Raw genomic sequence first — 25,643 nt, 5'->3', positions numbered from 1 at the left:
TCACAGCCGCTCCACGATGGTGACGTTGGCCATGCCGCCGCCTTCGCACATGGTCTGCAGGCCGTAGCGCTTGCCGCGCTGGCCGAGCGCGTTGACCAGCGTGGTCATGAGCTTGGTGCCCGATGCGCCCAGCGGATGGCCGAGCGCGATCGCACCGCCATTGACGTTGAGCCGCGCCGGATCGGCGCCCAGCTTCTGCAGCCATGCGAGCGGCACCGGGGCAAAGGCTTCGTTGACCTCGAAGAGGTCGATGTCGTCGATCTTCATGCCGGCGCGCCGGAGCGCGCGCTCGGTCGCCGGGATCGGCGCCTCCAGCATGATCACCGGGTCGTGCCCCATCACGCTCATGTGGTGGATGCGCGCGAGCGGCTTGACGCCCAGCGCCTTCAGGCCGCGCTCGTTGACCACCAGCACGCCGCTCGCACCATCGCAGATCTGGCTCGCGGTCGCGGCGGTGCAGCGTCCGCCTTCGGCGATCAGCTTCACGCCGGCGATGCTCTCCAGCGTGGCATCGAAGCGGATGCCTTCGTCGATGGTGTGCATCTCGCCGCTCGCCGAGCCGTCGGCGAGGCGGATCTCCACCGGCACGATCTCGTCCTTGAACGCGCCTTCGCGCGTGGCCGCGATCGCGCGCTTGTGGCTTTCGAGGGCATAGCGGTCGAGATCGTCCTTCGACAGCCCGTAGTTCTTCGCGATCATCTCCGCGCCGGTGAACTGGCTGAACTCCACGCCGGGGTAGCGCTTCTGCATCGCGGGGCTCATGTAGATGCCGAGCCCGGCCTTGGCCGGCAACGCGTTGGGCGTGAACATCGGCACGCGCGTCATGCTTTCGACGCCGGCGGCGATCACCGCATCCATCGTGCCCGACATCACCGCCTGCGCCGCGAAATGCAGCGCCTGCTGCGACGAGCCGCATTGCCGGTCGACCGAAGTGCCCGGCACCGATTCGGGCAGCTTCGATGCCAGCACCGCGTTGCGCGCGACATTGGTCGCCTGTTCGCCGACCTGGCTGACGCAGCCGAGGATCACGTCCTCGACGGCCGCCGGATCGATGCCGCTGCGCGTCACCAGCGCGTCGATGACCTCAGCCGCGAGATCGACCGGGTGCCAGCCCGCGAGCTTGCCGCCGCGACGGCCGCCGGCGCTGCGGCCGGTGGCCACGATGAATGCTTCTGCCATGGGGAGTCCTTCGTCCGAGTGATGAGACCCGGCGAGGACGGTTCCAGGGCCGGGGAAACGCCGATGGTTCGACGCCCGGCGGTTCAGGTCAAGCCGGGGACATCCCGCGGAGCCACAGTCGCCAAGGCGACGCGGTGCGCTGCGGGGCGTCCTCCTGCGCGACCGCGACCGACAGCCGCCGCGCGGAGAAGCGCACGCACGAGGGCTCCAGGGCCGCGACCAGCGCGCTTTCATGCGAGGCGCTGCGGAAGTGCTCGCCGGGCTCCAGCACGATGTCCCGCCGGTCATGGTCGATCGTGATCCACAGCGCGCCGCTCTGGCACTCGATGTCGACCTCGTGCGCATCGGGCAGCGTGAAGATCGCCTTCTTCGGCAGGCTCAGGGAAAGACGTTGCGGGCGGACCTGCATGGCGGCTCCTTGCATTCACTCTGCGAATGAATATAGTCATCGAACTTCCCTCTGTCATACGGTCATTCGGAACTCATTGCATGCGTATAGAGAATGCGAAACCGCTTCCGTCGCCAATGGCCGAACTGCCGCCGCTGGAGCTCCTGCGCAGCTTCGAGGCCGCGGCGCGCACCCTGAGCTTCACCGAGGCGGCGGGCGAACTGTTCATCACCCAGTCGGCGGTCAGCCGGCAGATCCAGCAACTCGAAGCCAGCCTGGGCGTGAGGCTCTTCGAGCGCCGCCACCGCGCGCTGGCATTGACGGAGCCGGGCCGCATCTACCAGCGCGCCGTCGTCGAAAGCCTGGAGCGGCTGCGCGACGCCTCCGCCCGCGTGCGCGCGGTGCCTGCGCCGCGCCAGATCGCGCTCACCACCACGCCGGGCTTCGCGTCGCTGTGGCTCATCCCGCGCCTCGCGCGCTTCACCGCGGACCACCCGCTGGTCGACGTGCGCGTCTCGGCCACGCTCGAGGTGCTGGACCTCGAACGCAGCCGCATCGACGTCGCGGTGCGCTTCGTGCCGATCGAGCGCGGCACCGGTCCGACGCTGTTCGAGGAATCGGTGATGCCGCTGTGCGCGCCGCATGTGGCCGCCGCGCTGCATGTGCCGGGCGACCTGGTCGCTCAGACCCTGCTCACGGTCGACCTGCCGAACCATGCCGAAGCACCCACGGCCGATTGGGAGCCCTGGCTCGAAGTCATGCACCTCACCGACCTGCGCATGAAGAACACCATGCGCTTCACCCAGTACGCGGACGCGGTCGCCGCCGCGGTGGCGGGGCAGGGCGTGGTCATCGGGCGGCTGCCGCTGTTGCGCGAGCTGGTGCGTTCGGGCCAGCTCGTGGCGCCTTTCGGCGAGGGTGCGGCATCGCGCCGGGGCTATTTCATCGAGACATCGCGCCGCGCCGCGAACAACGCGGATGCGCAGGATTTCGTGCGCTGGCTGCGCGCCGAAGCCGAAGCGGCGCAGCGCGGCTGACGAGGCGCATTAAAGTGGAGGGCTTGGCCGTTTTGGCGGTCCTGCATCCACCGACCCGATATTCCGATGACCTCGACGAACGACAACGACGCTGCGGCACCCGCGGCCCCCGAAGCGCCTGCTGCCCCCGCCGCCCCTCGAAGGCGCGGCCGCCGCGGTGGTTCGCAGAATGCGAGGCCTGCCGAGGCGAAGGCCAATCAGCAACCTGCGCAGCAAGCCACCCAGAAGGCCCAGAAAGGCCAGAAAGGCCAACAGAAGCCTGCGCGCAAGGTGCATCCGGTGCTCCAGCGCCTGTTCGAGCTCTACCCGAAGATGTTCGGCGCGCGCTTCCTGCCGCTGAAGCTCGGTGCCTACCAGGACTTGCTTGCGGCGCATCCGGACGAGTTCAAGAAGGAAGACCTCAAGATCGCGCTCGGCCTGCATGCGCGCTCCACGCGCTACCTGGAGGCCGTTGCCGCCGGAGAGCATCGCCATGACCTGAACGGCGTGCCGGTCGAACCGGTCGCGCCCGAGCATGTGCATCACGCGATCCTCGAAGTCTTCAAGCGCCGCCAGGCACGCACCGGCGAGGACCTGCGGCCCAAGCTGCGCGAACGCCTCGTCGCAGCCATCGAAGCCTCGGGCCTCACGCGCGACGAATACGTGCTGGCGATGCGCGGCGGCGACGAAACATCGAATGCGGTGCTGGGCGAGGCCTTTGCCGAAGTCGGTGCGCGCACCGCGAAGCGCGAGGCGCTCCGGCGCGCCTTCGAAGCCAGCGGCAAGTCCGTCGCCGAATTCGCCGAGATGTACGGCATGCAGCCCGAGGAAGTCGAGCGGACGCTGCAAAGCGCTCGGCCCCGCGCGGGCGTCTGAACGGCTCGCGTCGTCGCGGGCCCCTGCGACAAGACTCAGGGCCGCGCAGCCGGCCCGTTCGCAGGCACCCGCGGAACCGGCTGCGCCGGGCCGCTGGGTGCGCCCCCCTGAGGGGGGAGGCGGCTACACGAAGTGAGCAAGCAACGGGGGTGGGTTCATTTCGCTGCTGCCTTCACCTTCAGCCGCCACGCATGCAGCAGCGGCTCGGTGTAGCCGCTCGGCTGCTCGACGCCCTTGAACACCAGGTCCTGCGCGGCCTTGTAGGCGGCCGAGGTGCCGAAGTTGCCGGCCATGTTCCTGTAGAGCGGGTCGCCGGCGTTCTGCTGGTCGACGACAGCAGCCATGCGCTGGAAGGTGGCGTCGACCTCCGCCTTCGTCACCACGCCGTGCAGCAGCCAGTTGGCGATGTGCTGGCTCGAGATGCGCAAGGTCGCGCGGTCTTCCATCAGGCCGATGTTGTGGATGTCCGGCACCTTGGAGCAGCCCACGCCCTGGTCGATCCAGCGCACCACGTAGCCCAGGATGCCCTGCACGTTGTTGTCGAGCTCCTGCTGGCGCTCGGCGGCGGTCCAGTTCGCCGAGGGCGCGACCGGCACCTTCAGCAGGTCGTTCAGGATGTTGTCGCGTTCGGCGTTGGCGTCGATCTGCTCCAGCTGCTTCTGCACATGGTCCACGCTGACCTGGTGGTAGTGCAGCGCATGCAGCGTGGCGGCGGTGGGCGAGGGCACCCAGGCGGTGTTCGCGCCGGCCTTCGGGTGGCCGATCTTCTGTTCGAGCATGGCATGCATCAGGTCGGGCATGGCCCACATGCCCTTGCCGATCTGCGCCTTGCCGCGCAGGCCGCACGACAGGCCGACCAGCACGTTGTTCTTCTCGTAGGCCTGGATCCACGGCGTGGTCTTCATGTCGCCCTTGCGCAGCATCGGGCCGGCGTACATCGCGGTGTGCATCTCGTCGCCGGTGCGGTCGAGGAAGCCGGTGTTGATGAAGGCCACGCGCGCGGCGGCTTCGGCGATGCAGGCCTTGAGGTTCACGCTGGTGCGGCGCTCCTCGTCCATGATGCCGAGCTTCACGGTGTTGGCCGCGAGGCCGAGCAGCTTCTCGACGCTGCCGAACAGTGCGCTCGCGAAGGCCACTTCGGCCGGGCCGTGCATCTTCGGCTTGACGATGTAGACGCTGCCGGTGCGCGAGTTGCCCTTGCGCTTCAGGTCGACGGTGGCGATGGTCGTGGTGATGACCGCGTCCATGATGCCTTCCGGAATCTCCTTGCCGCCCTCGTAGAGGATCGCCGGGTTGGTCATCAGGTGGCCCACGTTGCGCACGAACATCAGCGAGCGGCCGTGCAGCTTCACCGGCTTGCCGTCGGCGCCGGTGTATTCGCGGTCGGGATTCAGGCCGCGCGTGAAGGTCTTGCCGCCCTTGGTGACTTCCTCGGTCAGCGTGCCTTGCAGGATGCCGAGCCAGTTCGAATAGGCGAGCACCTTGTCCTCGGCGTCGACCACGGCCACCGAGTCCTCGAGGTCGAGGATGGTCGAGAGCGCGGCTTCGAGCACCACGTCGCTGACGCCGGCCGCGTCGCTCTTGCCGATCGGCGTGTTGCGGTCGATCTGGATGTCGAGGTGGATGCCGTTGTGCCTGAGCAGCACCGACTTCGGCGCAGCGGCATCGCCCTGGAAGCCGACGAACTGCTCGGGGTTCCTGAGGCCCGTGCTGCTGCTCTGCAGCGCGACGACCAGCTTGCCATCCTCGACCTTGTAGCCGGTCGCGTTCTTGTGCGAGCCGTTTTCGAGCGGCGCGGCCTGGTCGAGCACGTTGCGCGCGAACTCGATCACCTTGGCGCCGCGCGCCGGGTTGTAGCCCTTGCCCTTTTCGGCGCCGCCGGTTTCGGGAATCGCGTCGGTGCCGTAGAGCGCGTCATAGAGCGAGCCCCAGCGCGCATTCGCGGCGTTCAGCGCATAGCGGGCGTTCAGGATCGGCACCACGAGCTGCGGGCCGGCCTGCAGCGCGAGTTCGGCATCGACGTTGGCGGTGGTCGCCTTCACGTCCTTGGGCTGCGGCAGCAGGTAGCCGATCGATTCCAGGAAGGCGCGGTAGGCCGGCATGTCGGCGATCGGGCCGGGGTGCGCCTTGTGCCATTTGTCCATCTCGGCCTGGAGGCGGTCGCGCTCGGCCAGGAGCGCGATGTTCCTGGGCGCGAACTCGCTGACGATCGCGTCGAAGCCCTTCCAGAAGGTGGCGCTGTCCACGCCGGTGGCGGGCAGCACGGAGTCTTCGATGAAGCGGTGAAGCTCGTTGGCGACCTGGAGGCCGTGGACTTGGGTGCGGGCGGTCATGGTTCTTTCTCCTGGGGGAATACGGATTCAGCCCGGAACTTTATTCGATACCTGGCTGGCGAGTAATAGCCGAAATCGGGTTTGATCGATGACAAAATTGAAGGTAATCGAGGCGACGCTGCGTGACCCATCAGGGTACGCCGGGCGGCCGCCGGCTTCCAGCGCCCGGGGCTACCGTCGAGCGAGAATTCCGGAATTCACGCCAGGAACCGTTCATGTCCGAGTCGTCCACCACACCCTTGCTGCCCTACGCCGGCGTCCGCGTCGTCGAATTCACCCACATGGTGATGGGGCCGACCTGCGGCATGCTGCTGGGCGACCTCGGCGCCGAGGTCATCAAGGTCGAGCCCATCGCCGGCGACGACACCCGCCGCCTGCTCGGTTCCGGCGCGGGCTTCTTCCCGACCTTCAACCGCAACAAGAAGAGCATCGCGCTCGACCTCAAGCAGCCCGAGGGCGTGGAGGCCGCGCTGCGCCTCATCGCCACCGCCGACATCGTGAGCGAGAACTTCAAGCCCGGCACGATGAAGAAGCTCGGGCTCGACTACGAGAGCCTGCGCAAGCTCAATCCGCGGCTCATCTACGTGAGCCACAAGGGCTTCCTGCCCGGCCCCTACGACCACCGCACCGCGCTCGACGAAGTGGTGCAGATGATGGGCGGCCTCGCCTACATGACCGGCCGCGTGGGCGATCCGCTGCGCGCCGGCACCAGCGTCAACGACATCATGGGCGGCATGTTCGGCGCCATCGGCGCGATGGCCGCACTGCGCCAGCGCGAGCAGACCGGCAAGGGCTGCGAGGTGCAGTCGGCGCTGTTCGAGAACAACATCTTCCTCGTCGCGCAGCACATGATGCAGTTCGCCGCCACCGGCCGCGCGGCGGATCCGATGCCCAGCCGCATTTCGGCCTGGGGCATCTACGACGTCTTCACCGTGAAGGACGGCGAGCAGATCTTCCTCGCGGTGGTCAGCGACAGGCAGTGGGCGATCTTCTGCAAGGCCTTCGGGCTCGACGACATGTGGGCCGATCCGCTTCTGGCGACCAACAACGACCGCGTGCTCGCGCGCGAATGGATGATGCCGCTCCTGCGCGCGCGGCTCGCGGACCGCAGCGCGGCGGAACTCGGCGCGGTGTTCGAAGAGAACGAACTGCCCTTCGCGCCCATCACCAAGCCGCAGGAGCTGTTCGACGATCCGCACCTCAACGCCACCGGCGGCCTCGCGCCGGTGCGCATGAACGACGGCAGCGAGTCGAAGGTGCCGCTGATGCCCTTCACCCTCGGCGGCGAGCGGCTCGGCATCCGCCAGCAGCCGCCGCTCATCGGCGAGCACACGGACGAACTGCTGCGCGAGGTCGGCTACAGCGACGCGCAGATCGGCGAGCTGAAGTCGCGCGCCGTCGCGCGGGGCTAGCGCACGCCCCCATGGACAGGCTCAAGCAACTCGAATCCTTCGTCGCGATCGCCACGCGCGGCAGCCTCACCGCGGCGGCCAAGGCCGAAGGCGTGGCGCCGGCCATCATCGGGCGGCGCATCGATGGGCTCGAAGAGCGGCTCGGCGTCAAGCTCCTGGTGCGGACCACGCGGCGCATCACGCTCACGCACGAGGGCAGCGCGTTCCTGGAGGATTGCCAGCGGCTCCTGACCGAACTGGCCAACGCCGAGGCGAGCGTGAGCGCCGGCGGCGTCAAGGCCAGCGGCCATCTGCGCGTGACCGCGCCGGCAGGTTTCGGGCGCCGGCACGTCGCGCCGCTGGTGCCGCGCTTTCACGAGCTGCATCCGGAAGTCACCCTCTCGCTCAACCTGAGCGACCGCGTGGTCGACGTGGCCGGGGAGAGCTTCGATTGCGCGGTGCGCGTGGGCGACCTGCCGGATTCCTCGCTCGTGAGCGTTCGCCTCGCCGACAACCGGCGCCGCTGTGTCGCGACGCCGGAATTCGTGCGCCGCCATGGTGCGCCGAAGCACCCGTCGGAGCTCGCCCGCTTCGATTGCCTCTCCCTGTCGAGCGATGCCTCGCAGACGCGCGGCTGGGCCTTTCGCGTGCCGACCGGCAGCGGCGAGCACGAGGTCATCCATCTCAAGCCCTCGGGGCCGCTCGATTGCTCGGACGGCCAGGTGCTGCACGACTGGTGCCTCGCCGGCCACGGCATCGCATGGCGCAGCACCTGGGAGGTCGAGGCCGAGATCGACGCCGGCCTGCTGGTGCCGCTGCTCGACGACTTCGCCGCGCCGCCGAACGGCATCTACGCGGTCTTTCCGCAGCGCAAGCACCTGCCGCTGCGGGTGCGGCTGTGGCTCGATTTTCTGAAGGCCCACTATGCGCGGCCGGAGTTCTGGGGCGGCACAATCGCTCGGCCGTCCACAACCGGGGAACCTCACCGATGACACTCGAAGCCATCCTTGCCTACCTGCACATCCTGGCCATCCTCACGATGGTCGTCTTCATCTCGAGCGAGGCGGCGCTGTGCCGGGTCGAGTGGATGAACGCGGCGCTGGTCGAGCGGCTCTCGCGGGTCGACATGATCTACGGCATCGCCGCCGTCGCCGTGCTCGCGACCGGCGTGGCGCGCACCTGGTGGGGCATGAAGGGCACGGCCTGGTACTGGACCAACCCGCTGCTGCACCTGAAGCTCACCCTCTTCATCATCGTCGGCCTGCTGTCGATCAGGCCGACCTTGACCTACTCGCGCTGGCGCAAGGCGCTGCGCTCGAGCGGTGCGCTGCCCACCGAGGCCGAGGTGCAGAAGACGCGCAAGCAGGTGATGGTCCAGGCGCACATCATTGCGCTGATCCCGCTGGCCGCGGTGTTCCTCGCGCGCGGCTTCGGAGCCAGGAGCTAGCGCCATGTCGCCGGCGACCACCCGGGCGCTGTTCGCCGGCACCATCTTTACCAGCGCCTTCCTGCTCTTTCTCGTCCAGCCGCTGATCGCCAAGCAGATCCTGCCGTGGTTCGGCGGCTCGGCGGCGGTGTGGTCGATCTGCATGGTGTTCTTCCAGGTCGTGCTGCTGGCGGGCTATGCCTACTCGGACTGGGCCACGCGGCGGCTCGGGGCGCGCGCGCAAGCGGCGGTGCACGCCGGCCTGCTGATGGCGAGCCTCGCCTTCATGCCGATCGTGACCGATGCGCGCTGGAAGCCGACCGGCGCCGAGGACCCGACGCTGTGGATCCTGGGCCTGCTGCTGGGCACCATCGGGCTGCCGTATTTCCTGCTGTCGACCACCGGGCCGCTGGTGCAGTCCTGGGTGGCGCGCACGCCGTGGGGTGCGCAGGTCTACCGCTACTTCTCGTTGTCGAACTTCGCTTCGCTGGCCTCGTTGCTGGCTTATCCGGTGCTGATCGAGCCGCGCAGTTCGCTGGTGCAGCAGGCCTGGGGCTGGTCGGCGGGCTATGTCGCGTTCGTCCTGCTGTGCGGCGGGACGGCGCTGCATGTCTCGCGGCGCTGGCCGGCGGCGGCGCCGGTCGCGGCGTCCGGTGTGCCCATTGCGCAAGCGGCGAAACCGGCAGCCGGCGACTACCTGATGTGGCTGGCGCTGCCGGCGCTCGGCTCCTGGCTGCTGCTCGCGATCACCAACCACCTGACGCAGAACGTGGCGGCGATTCCGTTCCTCTGGGTGCTGCCGCTGTCGGTGTACCTGCTGACTTTCGTCCTGACCTTCGAGAGCGACCGCTGGTATCGCCGCGCGGTCTTCGTGCCGCTGGCCGCCGCGATGCTCGCGCTGTGCGCGTTCGGGTTGCAGGACAACCTCGGCACCCGCCTGCGGACCGCGCTGCCGATCTATGTCGTCGGCCTGTTCGCGCTGTGCATGTTCCTTCACGGCGAGACGGCGCGGCTGCGGCCGGGCGGGGCGTACCTCACGCGCTTCTACCTGATGCTGTCGCTCGGCGGTGCGCTCGGCGGTGTGAGCGTCGGGCTGATTGCGCCGCACGTGCTGCCGGCCTACTACGAGCTCGGCGTGGGGCTGACGCTGTGCGCGCTGATCGCCGCCGTGCTGTGGCGGCAGCGCCGCGTCGGCATGGTCGCATCGCTCGGCCTCGCGGCCGCCTGCGCGTGGTTCCTGGTCCTGCAGGTGCAGGGCGACGCGGCCGGCGCGCGGCGGATGCAGCGCAACTTCTACGGAACGCTGCTCACGCTCGACACGCTGCGCGGCGATGCGAAGGAGGCGGTGCGCCAGATGTACCACGGCTCCGTGAAGCACGGCGAGCAGTACCTGGCGGCTGCGCGCCGCCGCGAGCCCACCACGTACTACGGCCGCACGTCCGGCATCGGCCTGGCGATCGAGTCGGCGCCCGCCAGGCCGCGCCGGGTCGGGCTGATCGGCCTCGGGGCCGGCACGCTGGCCGCCTATGGCCGCACGGGCGATGTCTACCGTGTCTACGAGATCAATCCCGAGGTGTTCACGCTTGCCGACAGCGAGTTCAGCTTCCTCGCCGACAGCCGCGCGCGCATCGAGCGCGTGCTCGGCGATGCGCGGCTGGCGCTGGAGCGCGAAAGCCCGAAGTCCTTCGACGTGCTCGCGGTGGACGCCTTCTCGGGCGATTCGGTGCCGATCCACCTGATCACCTGCGAGGCGATGGACATCTACTGGAAGCACATGCGGCCGGACGGCATCGTCGCCTTCCACGTCACCAACCGCTTCCTTGCGCTGGCCCCGGTGGTCGAGAAGATTGCGCTGGCCAAGGGCCTGCACGTCGCCTTCGTGCACGACGAGCCGACCGATCCGGGCCTGCGCAACACCGACTGGGTGCTCGTCGCGCGCGACCCGGCGGTGCTGGCGCGCGACCCGATCCGCCGCGCGAGCTCGGACATCGCGCCGATCCCAGGCCTTCAGGCCTGGACCGACGACTACAACGATCTATTCAGCGTGCTGAAGTAATTCAGCCTTTGGCCTCGGCTTCGCACTTCTTCATGAAGCTGTTCTTGGCGGCGCCTGCCAGCGGCTTGCCGTTCTTGTCCATTGCCTTGGTGGCGCAGGTGGCCGCTGCTGCGGCCTTGGCGTCCTTCTCGCACTTCTTGACGAAGCTGGTCTTGGCGGCGCCATTGAGCTTCTTGTCGGCGGCCTGGGCATCGCAGGTCTGCGCGTGCGCGACACCGAAGGAGAGGGAGGCGCCCAGAGCCAGCAGGGAAAGGAGCTTTTTCATGATGGAGGAATCCTTGGGGATGGGTTGCGACAGGTTTGTCCCCCGCCGCCGGGGCTGCCCACCCTAACGGCCCACGTTGACTATTGGATGACGATCGTCACAGATCGTAATCACGCGCCCCGTAAAATCCCGCGATGCTATTGGTCAAACAGGAGCTGCTCGCGGCACTCGCGGACACGCTCGAATCCCTCTCGCCCGGCGCCGGCAGCAAGGCCGCGTTCGAGTCCCCCAAGGTCGCGGCGCATGGCGACTTCGCCTGCACGGCGGCCATGCAGCTGGCCAAGCCGCTGCAGCGCAAGCCGCGCGAACTCGCGGAACAGATCAGCGCGGCGCTGATGGCGACGCCGGTCTTCGCCCAGTGGGTGGAAGCGATCGAGATCGCCGGCCCGGGCTTCCTCAACATCCGCCTCAAGACGGCCGCCAAGCAGCAGGTCGTGCGCGAGGTGCTCGCGGCGGGCGACCGCTTCGGCGAGCAGCCCAGGGATGGCGAGCGCGTGCTGGTGGAGTTCGTCTCCGCCAATCCGACCGGCCCGCTGCACGTCGGCCACGGCCGCCAGGCGGCGCTCGGCGACGCGATCTGCAACCTGCTCACCACGCAGGGCCACGACGTCTATCGCGAGTTCTATTACAACGACGCCGGCGTCCAGATCCAGACGCTGGCCAACAGCACGCAGCTGCGCGCCAAGGGCCTCAAGCCGGGCGACGCCGAGTGGCCCGAGCAGGCCTACAACGGCGAATACATCGCCGACATCGCCGAGGACTTCAAGGCGAAGAAAACGGTGCGCTCCGACGACCGCGAGTTCACCGCGAGCGGCGACGTCCTGGACATCGACTCGATCCGCCAGTTCGCCGTGGCCTACCTGCGCCACGAGCAGGACCTCGACCTCAAGGCCTTCCAGGTCCGCTTCGACAACTACTACCTCGAGTCGAGCCTCTACACCAGCGGCCGCGTCGAGGCGACGGTCAGGAAGCTCGTCGACGCCGGCAAGACCTACGAGCAGGATGGCGCGCTGTGGCTCAAGTCCACCGAGTACGGCGACGACAAGGACCGTGTCATGCGCAAGGGCGACGGCACCTACACCTACTTCGTGCCCGACGTGGCCTATCACATCGCCAAGTGGGAGCGAGGCTTCCACAAGGTCGTGAACATCCAGGGCACCGACCACCACGGCACCATCGCGCGCGTGCGCGCCGGCCTGCAGGCGGCGGGTGTCGGCATCCCGGCCGGCTACCCGGACTACGTGCTGCACACCATGGTGCGCGTGATGCGCGGCGGCGAGGAGGTCAAGATCAGCAAGCGCGCCGGCAGCTACGTCACGCTGCGCGACCTGATCGAATGGACCAGTACCGACGCGGTGCGCTTCTTCCTGCTTTCCCGCAAGCCCGACACCGAATACACCTTCGACATCGACCTCGCGCTGGCGCAGAACAACGACAACCCGGTCTACTACGTGCAGTACGCGCACGCGCGCATCTGCTCGGTGCTGGCGGCATGGGGCGGCGACGTGGCGTCGCTCGAGGACGTGGATCTCTCGCCGCTGCAGAGCCCGGCCGCGCAGGCGCTGCTGCTGCAGATCGCGAAGTACCCCGCCATGCTCACCGGCGCGGCCAAGGATTTCGCGCCGCACGATGTCACTTTCTATCTGCGCGAACTGGCCGCCACCTATCACAGCTATTACGACGCCGAGCGCATCCTGGTCGACGAGGAACCGGTCAAGCTGGCCCGCCTCGCGCTGGTCGCCGCCACCGCGCAGGTGCTGCACAATGGCTTGGCTGTGCTCGGCGTGAGTGCGCCGCAGAAGATGTGATTTCGACTCCCACCATGAAGCAAAGACAAAGCGGCAACATCGTCATCGGCCTGATCATCGGGCTGGTGCTCGGCCTGGCCGTGGCGCTCGGCATCGCGGTCTACGTGACCAAAGTGCCGATCCCGTTCATGACGAAGACCCAGCGCAGCGGCCCCGAGCAGGACGAGGCCGAGGCGCGCAAGAACCGCGACTGGGACCCGAACGCGCCGCTCGCGGGCAAGGCCGCCCAGCAGCAGCCGGCGCGTCCGCCGGCGACGACAGCGAACGCGAACCCGACGACCGCCGCGCCCCAGCCGGCAACCGTCGGCCCGCTCAACCCGCCGAACGCGCCGAACGCGCCGAACGCGCCGGTGCCCGTCGTGGTGGCCCCGAGCGCGAAGACCGACACCCCGCCGGCACGCCCGCGCACGGCGCCGGTTCCCGCCGAGGCGAACGCGACGCCGTCGAGCGATCCGCTCGGCGACCTCGCCCGCGCGCGCGCCGGCATCGGTGGCGGGAGCACGACGACCGCCAATGCCAGCACGGGTTCGAGCCCGGGGGCCGATCCGTTCATCTACTTCGTCCAGGCGGGTGCATTCCGCACCTCCGAGGACGCCGAGGCGCAGCGCGCCAAGCTGTCGCTGATGGGCGTCGAGGCCAAGGTGACCGAGCGCGAGCAGGCCGGCCGCACCGTCTACCGGGTGCGCGCGGGTCCCTTCAACAAGAAGGAAGACGCCGACCTGCTCAAGGAGCGTTTGGACGGCGGCGGACTCGAATCGGCGCTGGTCCGGGTCCAGCGCTGACGGATGAAGCCAACCCCCAGCCTCACCCACTTCGTGTGGCTCTGCACCCCCTCAAGGGGGCGCACCCTGGCGACCCGGCCAAGCCGGTTTCGCGGGTGCCCCCGAAGGGGTCTTTAACGCCGCGTGCCGGGGAACTTGCCTCGCTGCGCAGGCTCTTTCAGCCGCAAAGGAGAATTCATCAATGAAACGTCGTGACTTTTCGCTGGCCGCAGCTTCGCTGGGTCTTCTTCCCCTGGTTTCCCACGCGCAGCAGCGCCCGCCCAAGGCCGGCAGCGACTACATCGTGCTCGGCAAGCCCATGCCGGTCGATGCGCCGGCCGGCAAGGTGGAGGTGGTGGAGTTCTTCTCGTACAACTGCCCGCACTGCGCCGCCTTCGAGCCGCAACTGGAAGCCTGGCTCAAGAAGCTGCCGCCCAATGTCGTTTTCCGGCGCATCCCGGTGCCCTTCGTGGGCAACGACACCGAAGCCAAGCAGCGCCTCTACTACACGCTCGAGGCGATGGGCAAGGTGGACGAATTCCAGCCCCAGATCTTCGACATCATCCACAAGCAGCGCCAGCCGCTGTTCGGCGACGCCGCCATCCTCGCGTGGTCCGAGAAGCAGCCGGGCCTGGACGCCAAGAAGTTCGCCGAGCTGTTCAAGTCCTTCTCGGTGGTCGGCAAGGCCAAGCGCGCAGCGCAGCTCACCAACGACTACCGGGTTGCCGGCGTTCCGGCGCTGGGCGTGGCCGGGCGCTGGTATGTCGACGGCGACACCGCCGGTTCGCTCGACCGGGCGCTGCAGGTGGTCGACTTCCTGATCGGCGAAGCCAAGAAGGGCTGAGCGCATCGCCGCAAGGGCCGTGGTCCTTCTTCCTCGCAAAGCCCGCCTCGGCGGGCTTTTTCATCCTGGCCGCGAAACCCCGCCCAACGGCCGCATACAATCGTGCAGCAAGTTTCGTGCCTTTATGAATTCGCCATTTTCCACTCCCCCTCTTCGTCGTCTCTGCCGCGCGCTCGTGCTGGCCCTGGCATTGGCGGGTGTCGGATCCGTTGCCCTGGCTGAAAAGGCCGACCGCGCCAAGCCGATGAACATCGAGGCGGACTCGATGCGCTACGACGACCTCAAGCAGACCAGCGTCTTCACCGGCAACGTGGTCGTCACGAAGGGCACGATCACCATCCGCGGCGAGCGCATCGACGTGCGGCAGGACCCGGAGGGCTACCAGTACGGCGTGGTCACCGCCGCCCCCGGCAAGCTCGCCTACTACAAGCAGAGGCGCGACTCCGGCAACGACGAGTGGATCGAGGGCGAGGGCGAAACCATCGAATACGACAGCCGCGCCGACAACGTGAAGTTCATCCGCCGCGCGGTCATGCGTCGCCTGATCGGCGCGACGCCCAACGACGAGAGCAGCGGCCCGCTGATCGTCTACGACCAGAGCAACGACACCTTCACCGTCAACGGTTCCGGCTTGCCGCCGAATGCCGGCGTGGCGAGTCAGCCGAGCGGGCGCGTGCGCGCGATCCTGACGCCGAAGCCCCCCGCGCAAGCTGCGGCCGGCGACAACAAGGCGCCCGCGCCGGCAGCCGAGTCGCCTGCTCCCGGAAAGGGCCTGCGCTCCACAACCACCCTGGGCGGGGAAGCAAAGAAGTGATCGAATCCGCTGGCTTCAACGAGAACGCAGATTTCGCCGGCAGCCGTCTCGAGGCGCGCGGCCTGCAGAAGTCCTATGGCAGCCGCAAGGTGGTCAAGGACGTGTCGCTGGGCGTGCAGAAGGGCGAAGTGGTCGGCCTGCTCGGCCCGAACGGCGCGGGCAAGACCACCTCGTTCTACATGATCGTCGGGCTGGTCCGGGCCGATGCCGGCGAGATCACCATCGACGGCGAGCCGATCGCGCACATGCCGATCCACCGCCGCTCGCGCATGGGCCTGAGCTACCTGCCGCAGGAAGCCTCGATCTTTCGCAAGCTCACGGTGGAGGAAAACGTCCGCGCCGTGCTCGAGCTCCAGCGCGAGCACGGCGCCGACGGCCGGCCGGTGGCGCTGTCGAACCAGCGCATCGAGGAACGCCTGGCCGAACTGCTGGCCGACCTGCGCGTCGACCACCTGCGTGACTCGCCGGCGCTGGCGCTGTCGGGCGGCGAGCGCCGCCGCGTCGAGATCGCCCGCGCGCTCGCCACGCAGCCGCGCTTCATCCTGCTCGACGAGCCGTTCGCAGGGATCGACCCGATCGCGGTCATCGAGATCCAGCGCATCATCAGCTTCCTGAAGGAGCGCGGCATCGGCGTGCTGATCACCGATCACAACGTGCGCGAGACGCTCGGCATCTGCGACCACGCCTTCATCATCAGCGACGGGCACGTGCTGGCGCAAGGCACGCCGTCGGAGATCGTCGACAACGCCGAGGTGCGGCGCGTCTACCTCGGCGAGCATTTCAGGATGTAGGGCGGGCGTTCCGGGGTCGTCATGAAACAGGGTCTCTCGCTGCGGGTTTCGCAGCATCTCGCGCTGACTCCCCAGCTGCAGCAGTCGATCCGGCTGCTGCAGCTCTCCACGCTGGAGCTGTCGCAGGAAGTCGAGCAGATGCTCGACGAAAACCCCTTTCTGGAACGCACCGCCGAAGAGGCGCCGCGCGAGGAGTTCGGCCTCGAAACCGCCGATGCACCGGTGCGCGACGACGACCGCCTCGCGGAGGTCGAAGGCGACTTCGGCAACGGCGCTTCATCCTCGACGGCCGACACCGCGACGGCGACCGGCGATGCCGAACCCGCGGTCGCGGAGGGCTTCGACGGCGAACCCGACTGGGGGGGCGACGGCACCGTCGACCTCGCGCCCGACGACAGCGAATGGGGCGGCGATGCGCCCGCGCGCACCAACAACCTCGATGATGACGAGCGCGCCGACGCCACCGAGCTGGCGCGCAGCCAGGAGTCGCTGCAGTCGTACCTGCACCGGCAGGCGCTGGCGCTGCGGCTCGACGAAACCGACCGCGCCGCGCTGCGCTTCCTGATCGAATCGCTCAACGACGACGGCTATCTCGAAGATTCGCTGCCCGCGCTGGCGTCGGGGCTGGCCGGCGACGACAACGATCAGTTCGACGACCTGGTGCATCACTTCCAGGTGGCGCTCGGCCTGCTGCAGAGCCTGGAGCCCGCCGGCGTCGGCGCGCGCAATCTCGGCGAGTGCCTCACGATCCAGCTTCGCGCCCTCGCGCACGAGGACGAGACCGAGGAAGAGGAACAGATCCGCAAGACCGCGATCGCGATTTGCAAGCAGCCGATGGAGCTGCTCGCCAAGCGCGACTTCAAGCGGCTCGCCACGCTCACCCGCAGCAACGAGGAGGAAGTCCGCGCGGCGCTCCAACTCATCGCCAGGCTCGAACCCAAGCCGGGCCGCCGCTTCGTGGACGTGGAGCGCAACGTGGTCGTGCCCGACGTGATCGTCACGCGCGCGGGCAACGGCAGCAACGCGAAGTTCCGCGTGATGCTCAACCCCGAAGTGATGCCGAGGCTGCGCGTCCACGACATCTACGCGGGCGCGCTCAAGCAGCACAAGGGCGAGGGCAGCCAGGCGCTGTCGCAGCGCCTGCAGGAGGCGCGCTGGTTCATCAAGAACATCCAGCAGCGCTTCGACACCATCCTGCGCGTGTCGAACGCGATCGTCGAGCGGCAGAAGAACTTCTTCGTGCACGGCGAGCTCGCGATGCGCCCGCTGGTGCTGCGCGAGATCGCGGACGAGCTCGGCCTGCACGAGTCGACCATCAGCCGCGTGACCACCGCCAAGTACATGGCGACGCCCTACGGCACGGTCGAGCTCAAGTACTTCTTCGGCTCCGCGCTCGGCACCGAGACCGGCGGCAATGCGTCGAGCACCGCGGTGCGGGCGCTCATCAAGCAGTTCGTGACCGCCGAGGACCAGAAGAAGCCGCTCTCGGACAGCCAGATCTCCGAGATGCTCAAGGAGCAGGGCATCGAGTGCGCGCGCCGCACCGTGGCCAAGTACCGCGAAGCCTTGCGCATCGCGCCGGCGAATCTGCGCAAGGCACTCTGAGCGCCTTACCGGCTGTTGATCGCCTCGACCTGCACCAACAGCCGCACCTTGTCCTCGAAGCCGAAGGAATTGCCCCAGCTGATGCCCCACTGGCTGCGCTGCACCGTGGCCTCGAAGTCGCCGCCGCAGGTCTGCCGGTTGATCAGCGGCGCGATGTAGCAGTTGAAGCGCGTGGCCTTCAATGTCACGGGGCGCGCCTGACCCATCAGCGTGAGCGTGCCGTCGACCGCAGTCACCTTGTTGCCGCTGAAGGCGATCTTGTTCGACACGAAGTGCCCGGTCGGAAAGCGGGCCGCGTCGAAGAACTCGCTGCTCTTCAAGTGCCTGTCGAGCAGCTCGACGCCCGTGCTGACCGAGCCGATGTCGATCGTGACGTCGATCGAGGAGCCGCCCGTGCCGCCCGGGCCGATCCTGACCGTGCCCTCCTTGGCGCTGAAGCGGCCGCGGTTGGTGGTCGTGCCGTAGTGATCGATCTCGTAGATCACGAAGGTGTGGTCCGGGTCGACCGCATAGGTCGCACCCTTGACGGGGCCGCCGCCGGGCTTGGGAGGCGGCAGGACTTCGGACGTCTGCTGCTGCGCCGCGCTGAATACCGCCGCGGTCGTCAGCGCGGCGAAGAAAATGAACGGCTTCGCGCTTGCCATCGCGCAAGCATAAGCCTGGCTCAGCGCTGCGCCTGTAGGAGCAGCGCGCGCAGGGCCGCCGCCCGGACCGGCTTGCGCAGCGCCCGCCAGCCCCGGAGGCTTGCGAGTTCCCGCGTGGCGTCGTCGATGTCGGCGGAAACGAGCGCGATGGCGAGCTCGGGCGCGCGCCGCTGCAGTTCCTTCGCGAGCGTGATGCCGTCGATCGAACCCGGCAGGCGGATGTCGCACAGGGCGATGTCGAAGCCCGCCAGGGTCGTCAGCGCGAGCGCCTCGACGGCGCTGCCGCACACGTGGGCGCGGGCGCCCCAGAGCCGCAGCAGCGCCGCGATGCTGTCGGCGACCACCGCGTTGTCCTCGACGATGAGCACCGAGAGATCGGGAGGCAACGGCGTCGCGTCCTGCGCGGTGGCGGCAGCGGCCTCGGCGGCAAGCCCGATCCCGGTCGTGATGGGCGCATCGGGCGGCGCGGCCGGAAGCGTGAAGCCGAACACCGACCCGCGTCCGGGCGCCGATCGCAGCGTGATCTGCACGCCCAGCCGGAGCGCCAGCCGCCGCACGATCGCCAGCCCCAGCCCGTGGCCGCGCTGCAGGTTGCGCTCCACATTGCCGATCTGCTCGAAGTCGCCGAAGACGCGGTCCTGCGACTCGGGCGCGATGCCGATGCCCGAATCGCGCACCTCGACGCGCCATCCGTCGACGCGCCGCCGGCAGGCCAGCAGCACGCGGCCCCGCGGCGTGAACTTGAGCGCGTTGTCCACGAGGTTGCCGAGGATGCGGCGCAGGGCGACCACGTCGGTCCATGCCACGGCATCGTCCGGGCAGCGCACCCGCACGCGGCCGGTGCCCGTCTGGCGGGCCAGCTCGCAGAGGAGCGGCGCGAGCGCGACCGCGACCGGCGAGATCGGATCGGCTGCCGCCTCGATGCGCCCGATCTCGAGCAGCTGGTTCGTGAGCCCTTCGAGCGCCTGCTGCGCGCGCGACAGCGCTGCCAGCGTGTTCTGCACCGTGACCCGGTCCTCGCCGGCATCGAGCTGGTGGCGCAGCACCTCGGCCTGCAGGCCCATCGCCATCACCGGTTGGCGCAGGTCGTGGTTGGCGGCCGAGAAGAAGCGCAGCCGCTCGGCCTGCGCCTGCTGCGATTCGCGCAGGCCGGCCATCGCCTGCGCGCGCAAGGTGCTTTCGTTGTGGCGCAGGCCGATGTTTTCCTCGAGCTGGCGCGAGCGTTCGCCGACCAGCCGCCACACCATGGCCAGCAGCCCGATGCCGAGCGCCGCGAGCATCATCATCATGGGGGCGCCGAAGGCCACGCCCATCACGATCATCGGCGCGAGCAGCAGCGTGATCGCCAGCTGCATCGCGGGCGCGAAGTACGAGACCGAGAACGCCGAGGACAGCGTCATCGCCATCACCACCACGCCGAGCATGAGCTGCGTGGTCGGGTTGGCCGGATCGAACAGCAGGATGCCCGCCGCGCCGTGCGCGCCCTCGTGGATCGCGATGCGCAGCGTGTGCAGGCGCAGCGCGCCAGGCAGGTTGTCGCGTGTCAGGGGATCGGGCAGGCGCTGCGCAAAGACGCCGCGGTAGGCGGTGGAGACCGCGATCAGGATGATCCAGATCAGCGCGTTGCGCACCGAGTACTGCCATCCGAACAGCGCCGCGACGCCGCAATCGAGCAGGAACTGGACGAGCAGCACGCCGGCGCCGGGCTGCGCGCTGAGCCGCAACACCTCGCAACGAACGGCGAAACGATCGGCTTTGAAAGCCTCGGACGCTGTGGGATGGGTCGAGATGCTCATCGGCTGCTGCTGAGTCCGGAAGTAGAACAGCATCGCGACGCGGCGACAATCGGCTGGTGAACGAACTCTCGCTTTTTCTCCCCTGTGCGGCCGGTGTGGAGGACTTCCTGGCGCAGGAAGTCCACGCGCTCACCGGGCGCGTCGGCCAGGATCTGCTTTCGGCGCGCGGCGGTGTTCGCGTCAGGGCGGGCTGGCGCGATGCGCTCGAGCTCAACCTCCACAGCCGGCTGGCGCAGCGCGTGCTGATCGAGGTCGCGCACGCGCCCTACCGCAGCGAGAACGACCTCTACGCCATCGCGAGCGGCGTGGCCTGGGAAGTCTGGTTCACGCCGAAGCAGACCTTCAAGATCGAAACCACCGCCCAGCACAGCCCACTCCAGAGCCTCAACTTCGCCACCCTGCGCATCAAGGATGCGATCGCCGACCGCTTTCGCGCCAAGGCCGGCGGCGTGCGCCCCAGCATCGAGACGCAGTGGCCGGACGTGCGGGTCTTCGCCCACCTGACGACCGAGTTCTGCACGCTCTACATCGACACCTCGGGCGAGCCGCTGTTCAAGCGCGGCTGGCGGCAGGACAAGGGCGATGCGCCGCTGAAGGAAACCCTCGCCGCCGCGATGCTGGCCGCCAGCGGCTGGTGGAATCCCGAAACCGGCGCGGTCTCGCCGCAGCCGCTCTACGACCCCTGCTGCGGCAGCGGCACCATCGCGATCGAGGCGGCGCAGATCGCCTGCGGCATCGCGGCGGGCGCGCAGCGGCGATTCGGTTTCGAGAAGCTGCTGCCCTTCCAGTCGCACGTGTGGACGGCCTTGAAGGCCGAGGCCGTCCCCGAGCCCGGTCTGCAACCGACGCCGGTCTTCGGCTCCGACGTGTCGCACCGCATGGTCGATTTCGCCGAACGCAATGCCGAGCGCGCGGGCGTCGCCCAGGCGGTGCAGTTCCGCGGCGGCGATGCCCTGCAGCGCATGCCGCCGGCCGAGTCGGGCGTGATCGTGCTCAACCCGCCGTACGGCGAGCGCATCGAGGTCGGCGGCGTCACGCGCGGCCGGCGTGCCGATGCACCGGCGCGCGGACGCGAAGAGCCGCAGGCCGGGGAAGGCGGCGAGTTCTTCGTGCAGCTCGCGAGCCACTGGAAGAAGAACTACGCCGGCTGGACTGCCTGGGTGCTTACGCCCGACATGCAGCTCCCCAAGCGCATGCGGCTCAAGGAATCGCGCCGCGTGCCGATGTGGAACGGGCCGATCGAGTGCCGGCTGTTCCGCTTCGACATGGTGGCCGGCTCGGCGCGCGAGCGGGCGCCGGGCAAGGCGCCGGGAACGCCATGACATCCGGCTCAAACCGGTCGACCTGCACGCCGGGCAAGCCTGAGCCAGAATGCACCCCTCCCCGGCCCCGACCGCACCCCATCACCTGCATCACGCCATGACCGACCTTTCCGCGTTTCCCATCACGAAGAAGTGGCCCGCCAGGCATCCCGACCGGCTTCAGCTCTATTCGCTGCCCACTCCGAACGGCGTCAAGGTATCGATCGCGCTGGAGGAAACCGGCCTCGCCTATGAGCCGCATCTGGTGAGCTTCGAATCGCACGACCAGATGTCGCCGGAATTCCTCTCGCTCAATCCCAACAACAAGATCCCGGCCATCATCGACCCGAACGGCCCCGGCGGAAAGCCGCTGGCGCTGTTCGAATCCGGCGCCATCCTCCTCTATCTCGCCGACAAGACCGGCAAGCTCGTGCCGAAGGACCCGGCGGCGCGCTACCAGACCATCCAGTGGCTGATGTTCCAGATGGGCGGCATCGGGCCGATGTTCGGGCAGGTCGGCTTCTTCCACAAATTCGCCGGCAGGAACTTCGACGACAAGCGCCCGCGCGACCGCTATGTCGATGAATCGAAGCGCCTGCTGCGCGTGCTCAACCAGCACCTCGAAGGCCGCCGGTGGGTGATGGGCGGCGACTACACCATCGCCGACATCGCGATCTTTCCGTGGGTGCGCAACCTGGTCGGCTTCTACGGCGCGGCGGACCTGGTCGGCATCGCCGATTTCCCGCAGGTCACGCGCGTGCTGGAGGCGTTCGTCGCGCGTCCGGCGGTGATCGCCGGGCTCAACATCCCGAGCCGCGGCTGAGCCTCCGCCCGGACGCCGGCATGGTCATCGTCCTCGACACCAACGTCGTCCTCGACCTGCTGGTTTTCGACGACCCGGAGCGGGCGCCGCTCGCGGCCGCGCTCGCCGCCGGCGATTTGCGCTGGCTCGCCACCGCCGCGATGCGCGACGAATTCGAGCGCGTGCTCGGCTATCCGCTGATCGCCCTGCGGCTGGCCGCCATGGGCCGGCAGGCCGCCGAAGTGCTGGCCGCCTTCGATGCGCGCGCGCAGATGGTCGACAGCGTGCCTGCCCGTGCGTCCTGCATGTGCAGCGACCCGGACGACCAGATCTTCATCGACCTCGCGGTCGCGCACGGTGCACGCCTCGTCAGCAAGGACCGTGCGGTGCTCTCGATGCACAAGCGCCTCGCGGCGCACGGCGTCGCTGTCTCGACCGTCTAGGCCGGCGCCGGGCCGCCCCAAGGCGGCCTGCGGCCCCCCTATCGCCCGTACCAGCGCGCCAGCAGGCTCGCCACCGCGCGCACCCGCTGCGTATCGCGGCCCCAGCGCCGCCCCGAGGGCAGGTGCCGCAGCCAGCGCATGCGGCGTGCGGCGACGCTGAGGCGGTGGCGCACCTCGTCGCTCGCGTCGGCCAGCACCGCATGCCAATGCTGCGCGGCCGCATGCGGCGATGCCGCATCGACCAGCATCGCGGTGGAGTGCAGGTAGCTGAGCCAGTCGCGCGCCTGGCATTCGGGCAGGGGCAGCGTCTCGCCGGGGTCGTCCTCGAAATCGATGTAGCCGATGGTGCCGTCCGGGCACTGCACGAGGTTGCGGTCGAAGGCCTGGCTCAGGTAGGCGTCGCGGGAATGCACGAGCGCGATGGCATCGAGCCCCTCGCGCCAGACCGCGAGCAGCGCGGCCGGGCCGACGGCGGCCGCGTGGTCGAGCCGCTCCTGCAGCACCACGGCGGGCCGGCCGCTTTCGCCGAGGTCGGAAATCAGCATGCCGTCCGTCTGCTGCGCCAGCACCGCCGGCACGCGCAGGCCGGCATCGCCGAGCTGGCGCAGCCGCCGCGCTTCGATCTCGATCGCCGCCTCGCCGCCCGGATTGGGTACGGGCGACAGCACATCGAGCCGCAGGATGGCGGAAATCGCCGCCAGCAGCCGGTAGCGCGCCTTGCCATGGCGGGGGCCGGCCTTCTTCAGCCAGACGCGCTGGCCGCCGAAGCGGTGGCTCGACACCGCCTTGGTCTGCTGCGGCAGCACGAGGCGCAGGAATTCGCTGTAGTCCTCGGGCTGGGGCGGCGCGTCCGCCTCGAGGGGCGCGGGCGCGGAAGCCGCGCCTTTTCGCATTTGTATGCGGGAGGAAACCCCGCCCCGTCTGACAACGCTCATACGGACAGGATCAGGTGCTGGCGGGCGCGCGAGATTTCGCCAGGCGAAATCGCGGCGCAACCCGCGGGGAACGGCGGAATCGACGGGGTAGGAATAGCGGTCTTTCGGGAACCTTGCTGCATCATAGAGGGCTGCCTCGGCACTGACATGACAACCCTTCCCGACACCTCCCCCAAGACCCCGTCCCCGGACGCTCCGCTCGGCCCTGACGATTTCGACGCGCAGGACAGCGCACTCGACGCGATGCGCGAGCACGACGAGGAGATTCCGCAGTGGGAATTCTGCGAAGGCTTCATGGCCGCGCTGGTCTGCACGCGCCGGCCGATCGAGCCTTCCGAGTACTGGCCCGTGCTGCTCGGCGACGGATTCATTCCCGCGCAGCACATGGAATTCGTCTGGCGCTGGAAGCGCCGCTGGCGCGAGATCGAGACCGCGCTCGACGTCGACGTCGAATCGCTCGAGGACGAGCGCACCTTCCAGCCCGAGGTGCTCGACACGCGCGGCGCCATCGCCGCGCTGCCCGAGGACGAGCGCGGCGAGATGGACGGCGAGGCCATCCCGTCCTTCGCGCAGGTGTGGGCGCTCGGCTTCATGTACGCGGTCGAGAACTGGCCCGACGAATGGAGCGCGCCGCGCGACAAGGACGCGGCGCTGATGCTCGACGACGCGCTCGACGCCATCGTCACGCTCACCGAGGACGACAAGGGCCAGCCCACGGTCTCGATGTACGCCGAGGACGGCCCGCCGAGCGTGAGCCAGCAGCGCGTGGATGATTTCGGCGCCGCGATCTGGGCGGTGTACGACCTGCGGCAGCTCTGGCGCAGCATGGGCCCGCGCGTGGAGACCATCCGCAAGGAAGCGACGCCAGGGCGCAACGACCCGTGCCCATGCGGCAGCGGGAAAAAGTACAAGAAGTGCCACGGTGCCTGAGGCAGGCACCGGCCTGAGGTCCACCGCCAGCGCGCTGCCGGCACGCACCGCATGGGCCATGGTGTTCGCGCTGTGCACGGCCTTCGCGCTGAGCCAGGCCTTCCGCACGGTGGGCGCGATCATGGCGGGGCCGCTGCAGAAGGAATTCGGGCTGACGGCACAGGCGCTCGGGATCTTCTCGGCCGCCTTCCATTTCGCCTTCGGTGCGATGCAGCTTTTCATGGGCATCGGCATCGACCTGCATGGCGTGCGGCGCACGATGCTGACCGCGTTTCCGCTCGCCATCGCCGGCGCCGTCCTTTCCGCGTTCGCGCCGGGCTACGGGCTGCTCGTGGCGGGGCAGGTGCTGATCGGCGTCGGCTGCGCGCCGGCCTTCCTGGTGTGCACCGTGTTCATCGCGCGGCACTTTCCGGTGACGCGATTCGCGTCGGTCTCGGGGCTGGTGCTCAGCATCGGCGGCGTGGGCATGCTGATGACCGGTACGCCGCTCGCCTGGCTGGTGCAGGCGCATTCATGGCGCATGGGCTTCGCGGTGCTCGCGGTCGCTTCGGTGCTCGCGTGGCTGTCGATCCTCTGGTGGGTGCGCGAGCCAACGCCGACGGCCGGCGGCCCGCGCGAATCGGTGCTGGCGGCGCTGCGGCAGTTCGGCGCGCTGTTCGCGCTGCCCCACACGCTCGGCATCATGGTGCTCGGCGCCGTGACCTACGCGGCCTTCATCTCGCTGCGCGGCCTGTGGCTCGGCCCGCTGCTGGTGGAGCGCCACGGCTTCACGCTGGTGCAGAGCGGCAACGTGGCGCTGATCGTGTCGGTCATCTCGCTGGCCGGTGCGCCGCTCTTCGGCCGCATGGATCAGGGCGGCCCGGCGCGCCGGCGGCGCATCGTGGCCTGCGCGTTCGCGTATACGGGCTTCTTCGCCGCGATCGCGCTGTTCGCCAGTGTGTGGGTCGACATCGTCTGCGCGGTGCTGATCGGCTTCGCCTCGGGCTTCATCGTCTGGCAGTACGCCGACGTGCGCGCGGCGTATCCGGCCGCCATCACCGGGCGCGCGATGGCGGTGTTCACGATGGCGATGTTCCTTGGCGTGGCGCTGATGCAGTGGGTCACCGGCGTCGCCGCGTCGGTGGCACAGGTGCATGGCGCCGATCCCTTCCGGGCCGTGCTCGCGACGATCGCGCTGCTGCTGGTGGGCGCGACGATCGCGTTCGCGTGGCTGCCGGCGCCGAGGAACGGCGCTTGAAC

The 25,643-nt window shown here is 68.9% G+C and carries 24 protein-coding genes; 17 read left to right on the top strand and 7 right to left on the bottom strand.

Annotated elements, in window-relative coordinates:
• Together VAR608DRAFT_RS35195 and VAR608DRAFT_RS35190 are read right to left on the bottom strand one after the other, a co-directional pair.
• Positions 1-1,179, bottom strand: a complete 1,179-nt coding sequence (locus VAR608DRAFT_RS35195) for an acetyl-CoA C-acetyltransferase (RefSeq protein ID WP_088958266.1) — start codon at positions 1,177-1,179, stop codon at positions 1-3.
• An 88-nt stretch (positions 1,180-1,267) separates the two neighbouring features.
• Positions 1,268-1,588 carry a DUF2917 domain-containing protein gene (locus VAR608DRAFT_RS35190; RefSeq protein ID WP_088958265.1) on the bottom strand — a complete coding sequence of 107 codons (321 nt, stop codon included), beginning with the start codon at positions 1,586-1,588 and terminating at the stop codon, positions 1,268-1,270.
• Positions 1,589-1,704: 116 nt separating this feature from the next.
• Here VAR608DRAFT_RS35190 and VAR608DRAFT_RS35185 point away from each other — a divergent pair, with 116 nt between their 5' ends.
• Both VAR608DRAFT_RS35185 and VAR608DRAFT_RS35180 read left to right on the top strand, forming a co-directional pair.
• On the top strand, positions 1,705-2,604 hold the full coding sequence (locus tag VAR608DRAFT_RS35185) for a LysR substrate-binding domain-containing protein (RefSeq protein ID WP_231973070.1): 900 nt from the start codon (positions 1,705-1,707) through the stop codon (positions 2,602-2,604).
• Positions 2,605-2,670: 66 nt separating this feature from the next.
• Positions 2,671-3,459, top strand: a complete 789-nt coding sequence (locus VAR608DRAFT_RS35180) for a ProQ/FINO family protein (RefSeq protein ID WP_088958263.1) — start codon at positions 2,671-2,673, stop codon at positions 3,457-3,459.
• Positions 3,460-3,614: 155 nt separating this feature from the next.
• Here the strand turns inward: VAR608DRAFT_RS35180 and VAR608DRAFT_RS35175 are convergent, their stop codons facing one another.
• Entirely contained in the window at positions 3,615-5,792 is a 2,178-nt protein-coding gene (locus VAR608DRAFT_RS35175) for a malate synthase G (RefSeq protein WP_088958262.1), read from the bottom strand.
• Positions 5,793-6,007: 215 nt separating this feature from the next.
• Here VAR608DRAFT_RS35175 and VAR608DRAFT_RS35170 point away from each other — a divergent pair, with 215 nt between their 5' ends.
• Genes VAR608DRAFT_RS35170 through VAR608DRAFT_RS35155 form a run of 4 tightly spaced genes read left to right on the top strand, consistent with a single transcriptional unit; the run spans position 6,008 to position 10,665 of the window.
• Positions 6,008-7,204, top strand: coding sequence for a CaiB/BaiF CoA transferase family protein (locus VAR608DRAFT_RS35170; RefSeq protein ID WP_088958261.1), 1,197 nt, complete (start codon positions 6,008-6,010; stop codon positions 7,202-7,204).
• Positions 7,205-7,215: 11 nt separating this feature from the next.
• Positions 7,216-8,175, top strand: coding sequence for a LysR family transcriptional regulator (locus VAR608DRAFT_RS35165; protein ID WP_088958260.1), 960 nt, complete (start codon positions 7,216-7,218; stop codon positions 8,173-8,175).
• Complete coding sequence (locus VAR608DRAFT_RS35160) at positions 8,172-8,630, top strand: DUF2214 family protein (protein WP_088958259.1); 459 nt, start codon at positions 8,172-8,174, stop codon at positions 8,628-8,630. The genes VAR608DRAFT_RS35165 and VAR608DRAFT_RS35160 overlap by 4 nt, the downstream gene beginning before the upstream one ends.
• A gap of 4 nt (positions 8,631-8,634) precedes the next feature.
• Positions 8,635-10,665 (top strand): spermidine synthase, encoded by a 2,031-nt coding sequence (locus VAR608DRAFT_RS35155; protein WP_088958258.1) that lies wholly within the window; start codon positions 8,635-8,637, stop codon positions 10,663-10,665.
• A 1-nt stretch (position 10,666) separates the two neighbouring features.
• Here the strand turns inward: VAR608DRAFT_RS35155 and VAR608DRAFT_RS35150 are convergent, their stop codons facing one another.
• The gene (locus VAR608DRAFT_RS35150) at positions 10,667-10,930 is read right to left on the bottom strand and encodes a hypothetical protein (RefSeq protein WP_088958257.1); all 264 of its coding nucleotides are present in this window, start codon (positions 10,928-10,930) and stop codon (positions 10,667-10,669) included.
• 134 nt (positions 10,931-11,064) lie between these two features.
• Between VAR608DRAFT_RS35150 and argS the strand changes: the two genes are divergently transcribed.
• From argS to VAR608DRAFT_RS35120, 6 genes are all read left to right on the top strand, one after another.
• On the top strand, positions 11,065-12,738 hold the full coding sequence (argS, locus tag VAR608DRAFT_RS35145; protein ID WP_088958256.1) for an arginine--tRNA ligase: 1,674 nt from the start codon (positions 11,065-11,067) through the stop codon (positions 12,736-12,738).
• Positions 12,739-12,752: 14 nt separating this feature from the next.
• Positions 12,753-13,520, top strand: coding sequence for an SPOR domain-containing protein (locus VAR608DRAFT_RS35140; RefSeq protein ID WP_088958255.1), 768 nt, complete (start codon positions 12,753-12,755; stop codon positions 13,518-13,520).
• 181 nt (positions 13,521-13,701) lie between these two features.
• Positions 13,702-14,343 (top strand): thiol:disulfide interchange protein DsbA/DsbL, encoded by a 642-nt coding sequence (locus tag VAR608DRAFT_RS35135; protein ID WP_088958254.1) that lies wholly within the window; start codon positions 13,702-13,704, stop codon positions 14,341-14,343.
• 124 nt (positions 14,344-14,467) lie between these two features.
• Positions 14,468-15,157 (top strand): lipopolysaccharide transport periplasmic protein LptA, encoded by a 690-nt coding sequence (gene lptA / locus VAR608DRAFT_RS35130; protein WP_088958253.1) that lies wholly within the window; start codon positions 14,468-14,470, stop codon positions 15,155-15,157.
• Positions 15,154-15,948: an LPS export ABC transporter ATP-binding protein gene (gene lptB, locus VAR608DRAFT_RS35125; RefSeq protein WP_088958252.1), complete on the top strand. Its 795-nt coding sequence runs from the start codon at positions 15,154-15,156 to the stop codon at positions 15,946-15,948. Before lptA ends, lptB begins: the two co-directional genes overlap by 4 nt.
• 21 nt (positions 15,949-15,969) lie before the next feature.
• A complete protein-coding gene (locus VAR608DRAFT_RS35120; RefSeq protein WP_088958251.1) occupies positions 15,970-17,553 on the top strand; it encodes an RNA polymerase factor sigma-54 in 1,584 nt (527 codons plus the stop codon).
• 5 nt (positions 17,554-17,558) lie between these two features.
• Here VAR608DRAFT_RS35120 and VAR608DRAFT_RS35115 read toward each other — a convergent pair whose 3' ends face one another.
• Both VAR608DRAFT_RS35115 and VAR608DRAFT_RS35110 read right to left on the bottom strand, forming a co-directional pair.
• Positions 17,559-18,197, bottom strand: a complete 639-nt coding sequence (locus VAR608DRAFT_RS35115; protein ID WP_088958250.1) for a YceI family protein — start codon at positions 18,195-18,197, stop codon at positions 17,559-17,561.
• 20 nt (positions 18,198-18,217) lie between these two features.
• A complete protein-coding gene (locus tag VAR608DRAFT_RS35110) occupies positions 18,218-19,993 on the bottom strand; it encodes a hybrid sensor histidine kinase/response regulator (protein WP_088959159.1) in 1,776 nt (591 codons plus the stop codon).
• Between the two features lie 56 nt (positions 19,994-20,049).
• On the opposite strand from VAR608DRAFT_RS35110, the gene VAR608DRAFT_RS35105 reads away from it, so the two are divergent.
• The 3 genes from VAR608DRAFT_RS35105 (at position 20,050) to VAR608DRAFT_RS35095 (ending at position 22,539) form a co-directional block, all read left to right on the top strand.
• Positions 20,050-21,315, top strand: coding sequence for a THUMP domain-containing class I SAM-dependent RNA methyltransferase (locus VAR608DRAFT_RS35105; RefSeq protein WP_088958249.1), 1,266 nt, complete (start codon positions 20,050-20,052; stop codon positions 21,313-21,315).
• Positions 21,316-21,412: 97 nt separating this feature from the next.
• On the top strand, positions 21,413-22,117 hold the full coding sequence (locus VAR608DRAFT_RS35100; RefSeq protein ID WP_088958248.1) for a glutathione S-transferase N-terminal domain-containing protein: 705 nt from the start codon (positions 21,413-21,415) through the stop codon (positions 22,115-22,117).
• Between the two features lie 20 nt (positions 22,118-22,137).
• Complete coding sequence (locus VAR608DRAFT_RS35095) at positions 22,138-22,539, top strand: putative toxin-antitoxin system toxin component, PIN family (RefSeq protein ID WP_088958247.1); 402 nt, start codon at positions 22,138-22,140, stop codon at positions 22,537-22,539.
• Between the two features lie 38 nt (positions 22,540-22,577).
• Here VAR608DRAFT_RS35095 and VAR608DRAFT_RS35090 read toward each other — a convergent pair whose 3' ends face one another.
• Positions 22,578-23,474 carry a hypothetical protein gene (locus VAR608DRAFT_RS35090; RefSeq protein ID WP_088958246.1) on the bottom strand — a complete coding sequence of 299 codons (897 nt, stop codon included), beginning with the start codon at positions 23,472-23,474 and terminating at the stop codon, positions 22,578-22,580.
• A 147-nt stretch (positions 23,475-23,621) separates the two neighbouring features.
• On the opposite strand from VAR608DRAFT_RS35090, the gene VAR608DRAFT_RS35085 reads away from it, so the two are divergent.
• Positions 23,622-24,404: a YecA/YgfB family protein gene (locus tag VAR608DRAFT_RS35085; RefSeq protein ID WP_088958245.1), complete on the top strand. Its 783-nt coding sequence runs from the start codon at positions 23,622-23,624 to the stop codon at positions 24,402-24,404.
• Between the two features lie 58 nt (positions 24,405-24,462).
• Positions 24,463-25,641 (top strand): MFS transporter, encoded by a 1,179-nt coding sequence (locus tag VAR608DRAFT_RS35080; protein ID WP_088959158.1) that lies wholly within the window; start codon positions 24,463-24,465, stop codon positions 25,639-25,641.
• The last annotated feature ends 2 nt before the right edge of the window (positions 25,642-25,643 follow it).

It is taken from the genome of Variovorax sp. HW608, assembly GCF_900090195.1.
Classification (GTDB): domain Bacteria; phylum Pseudomonadota; class Gammaproteobacteria; order Burkholderiales; family Burkholderiaceae_C; genus Variovorax.
Note: the sequence above shows the minus strand (reverse complement) of the source record. Positions and strands in the feature narration are given on the sequence as shown.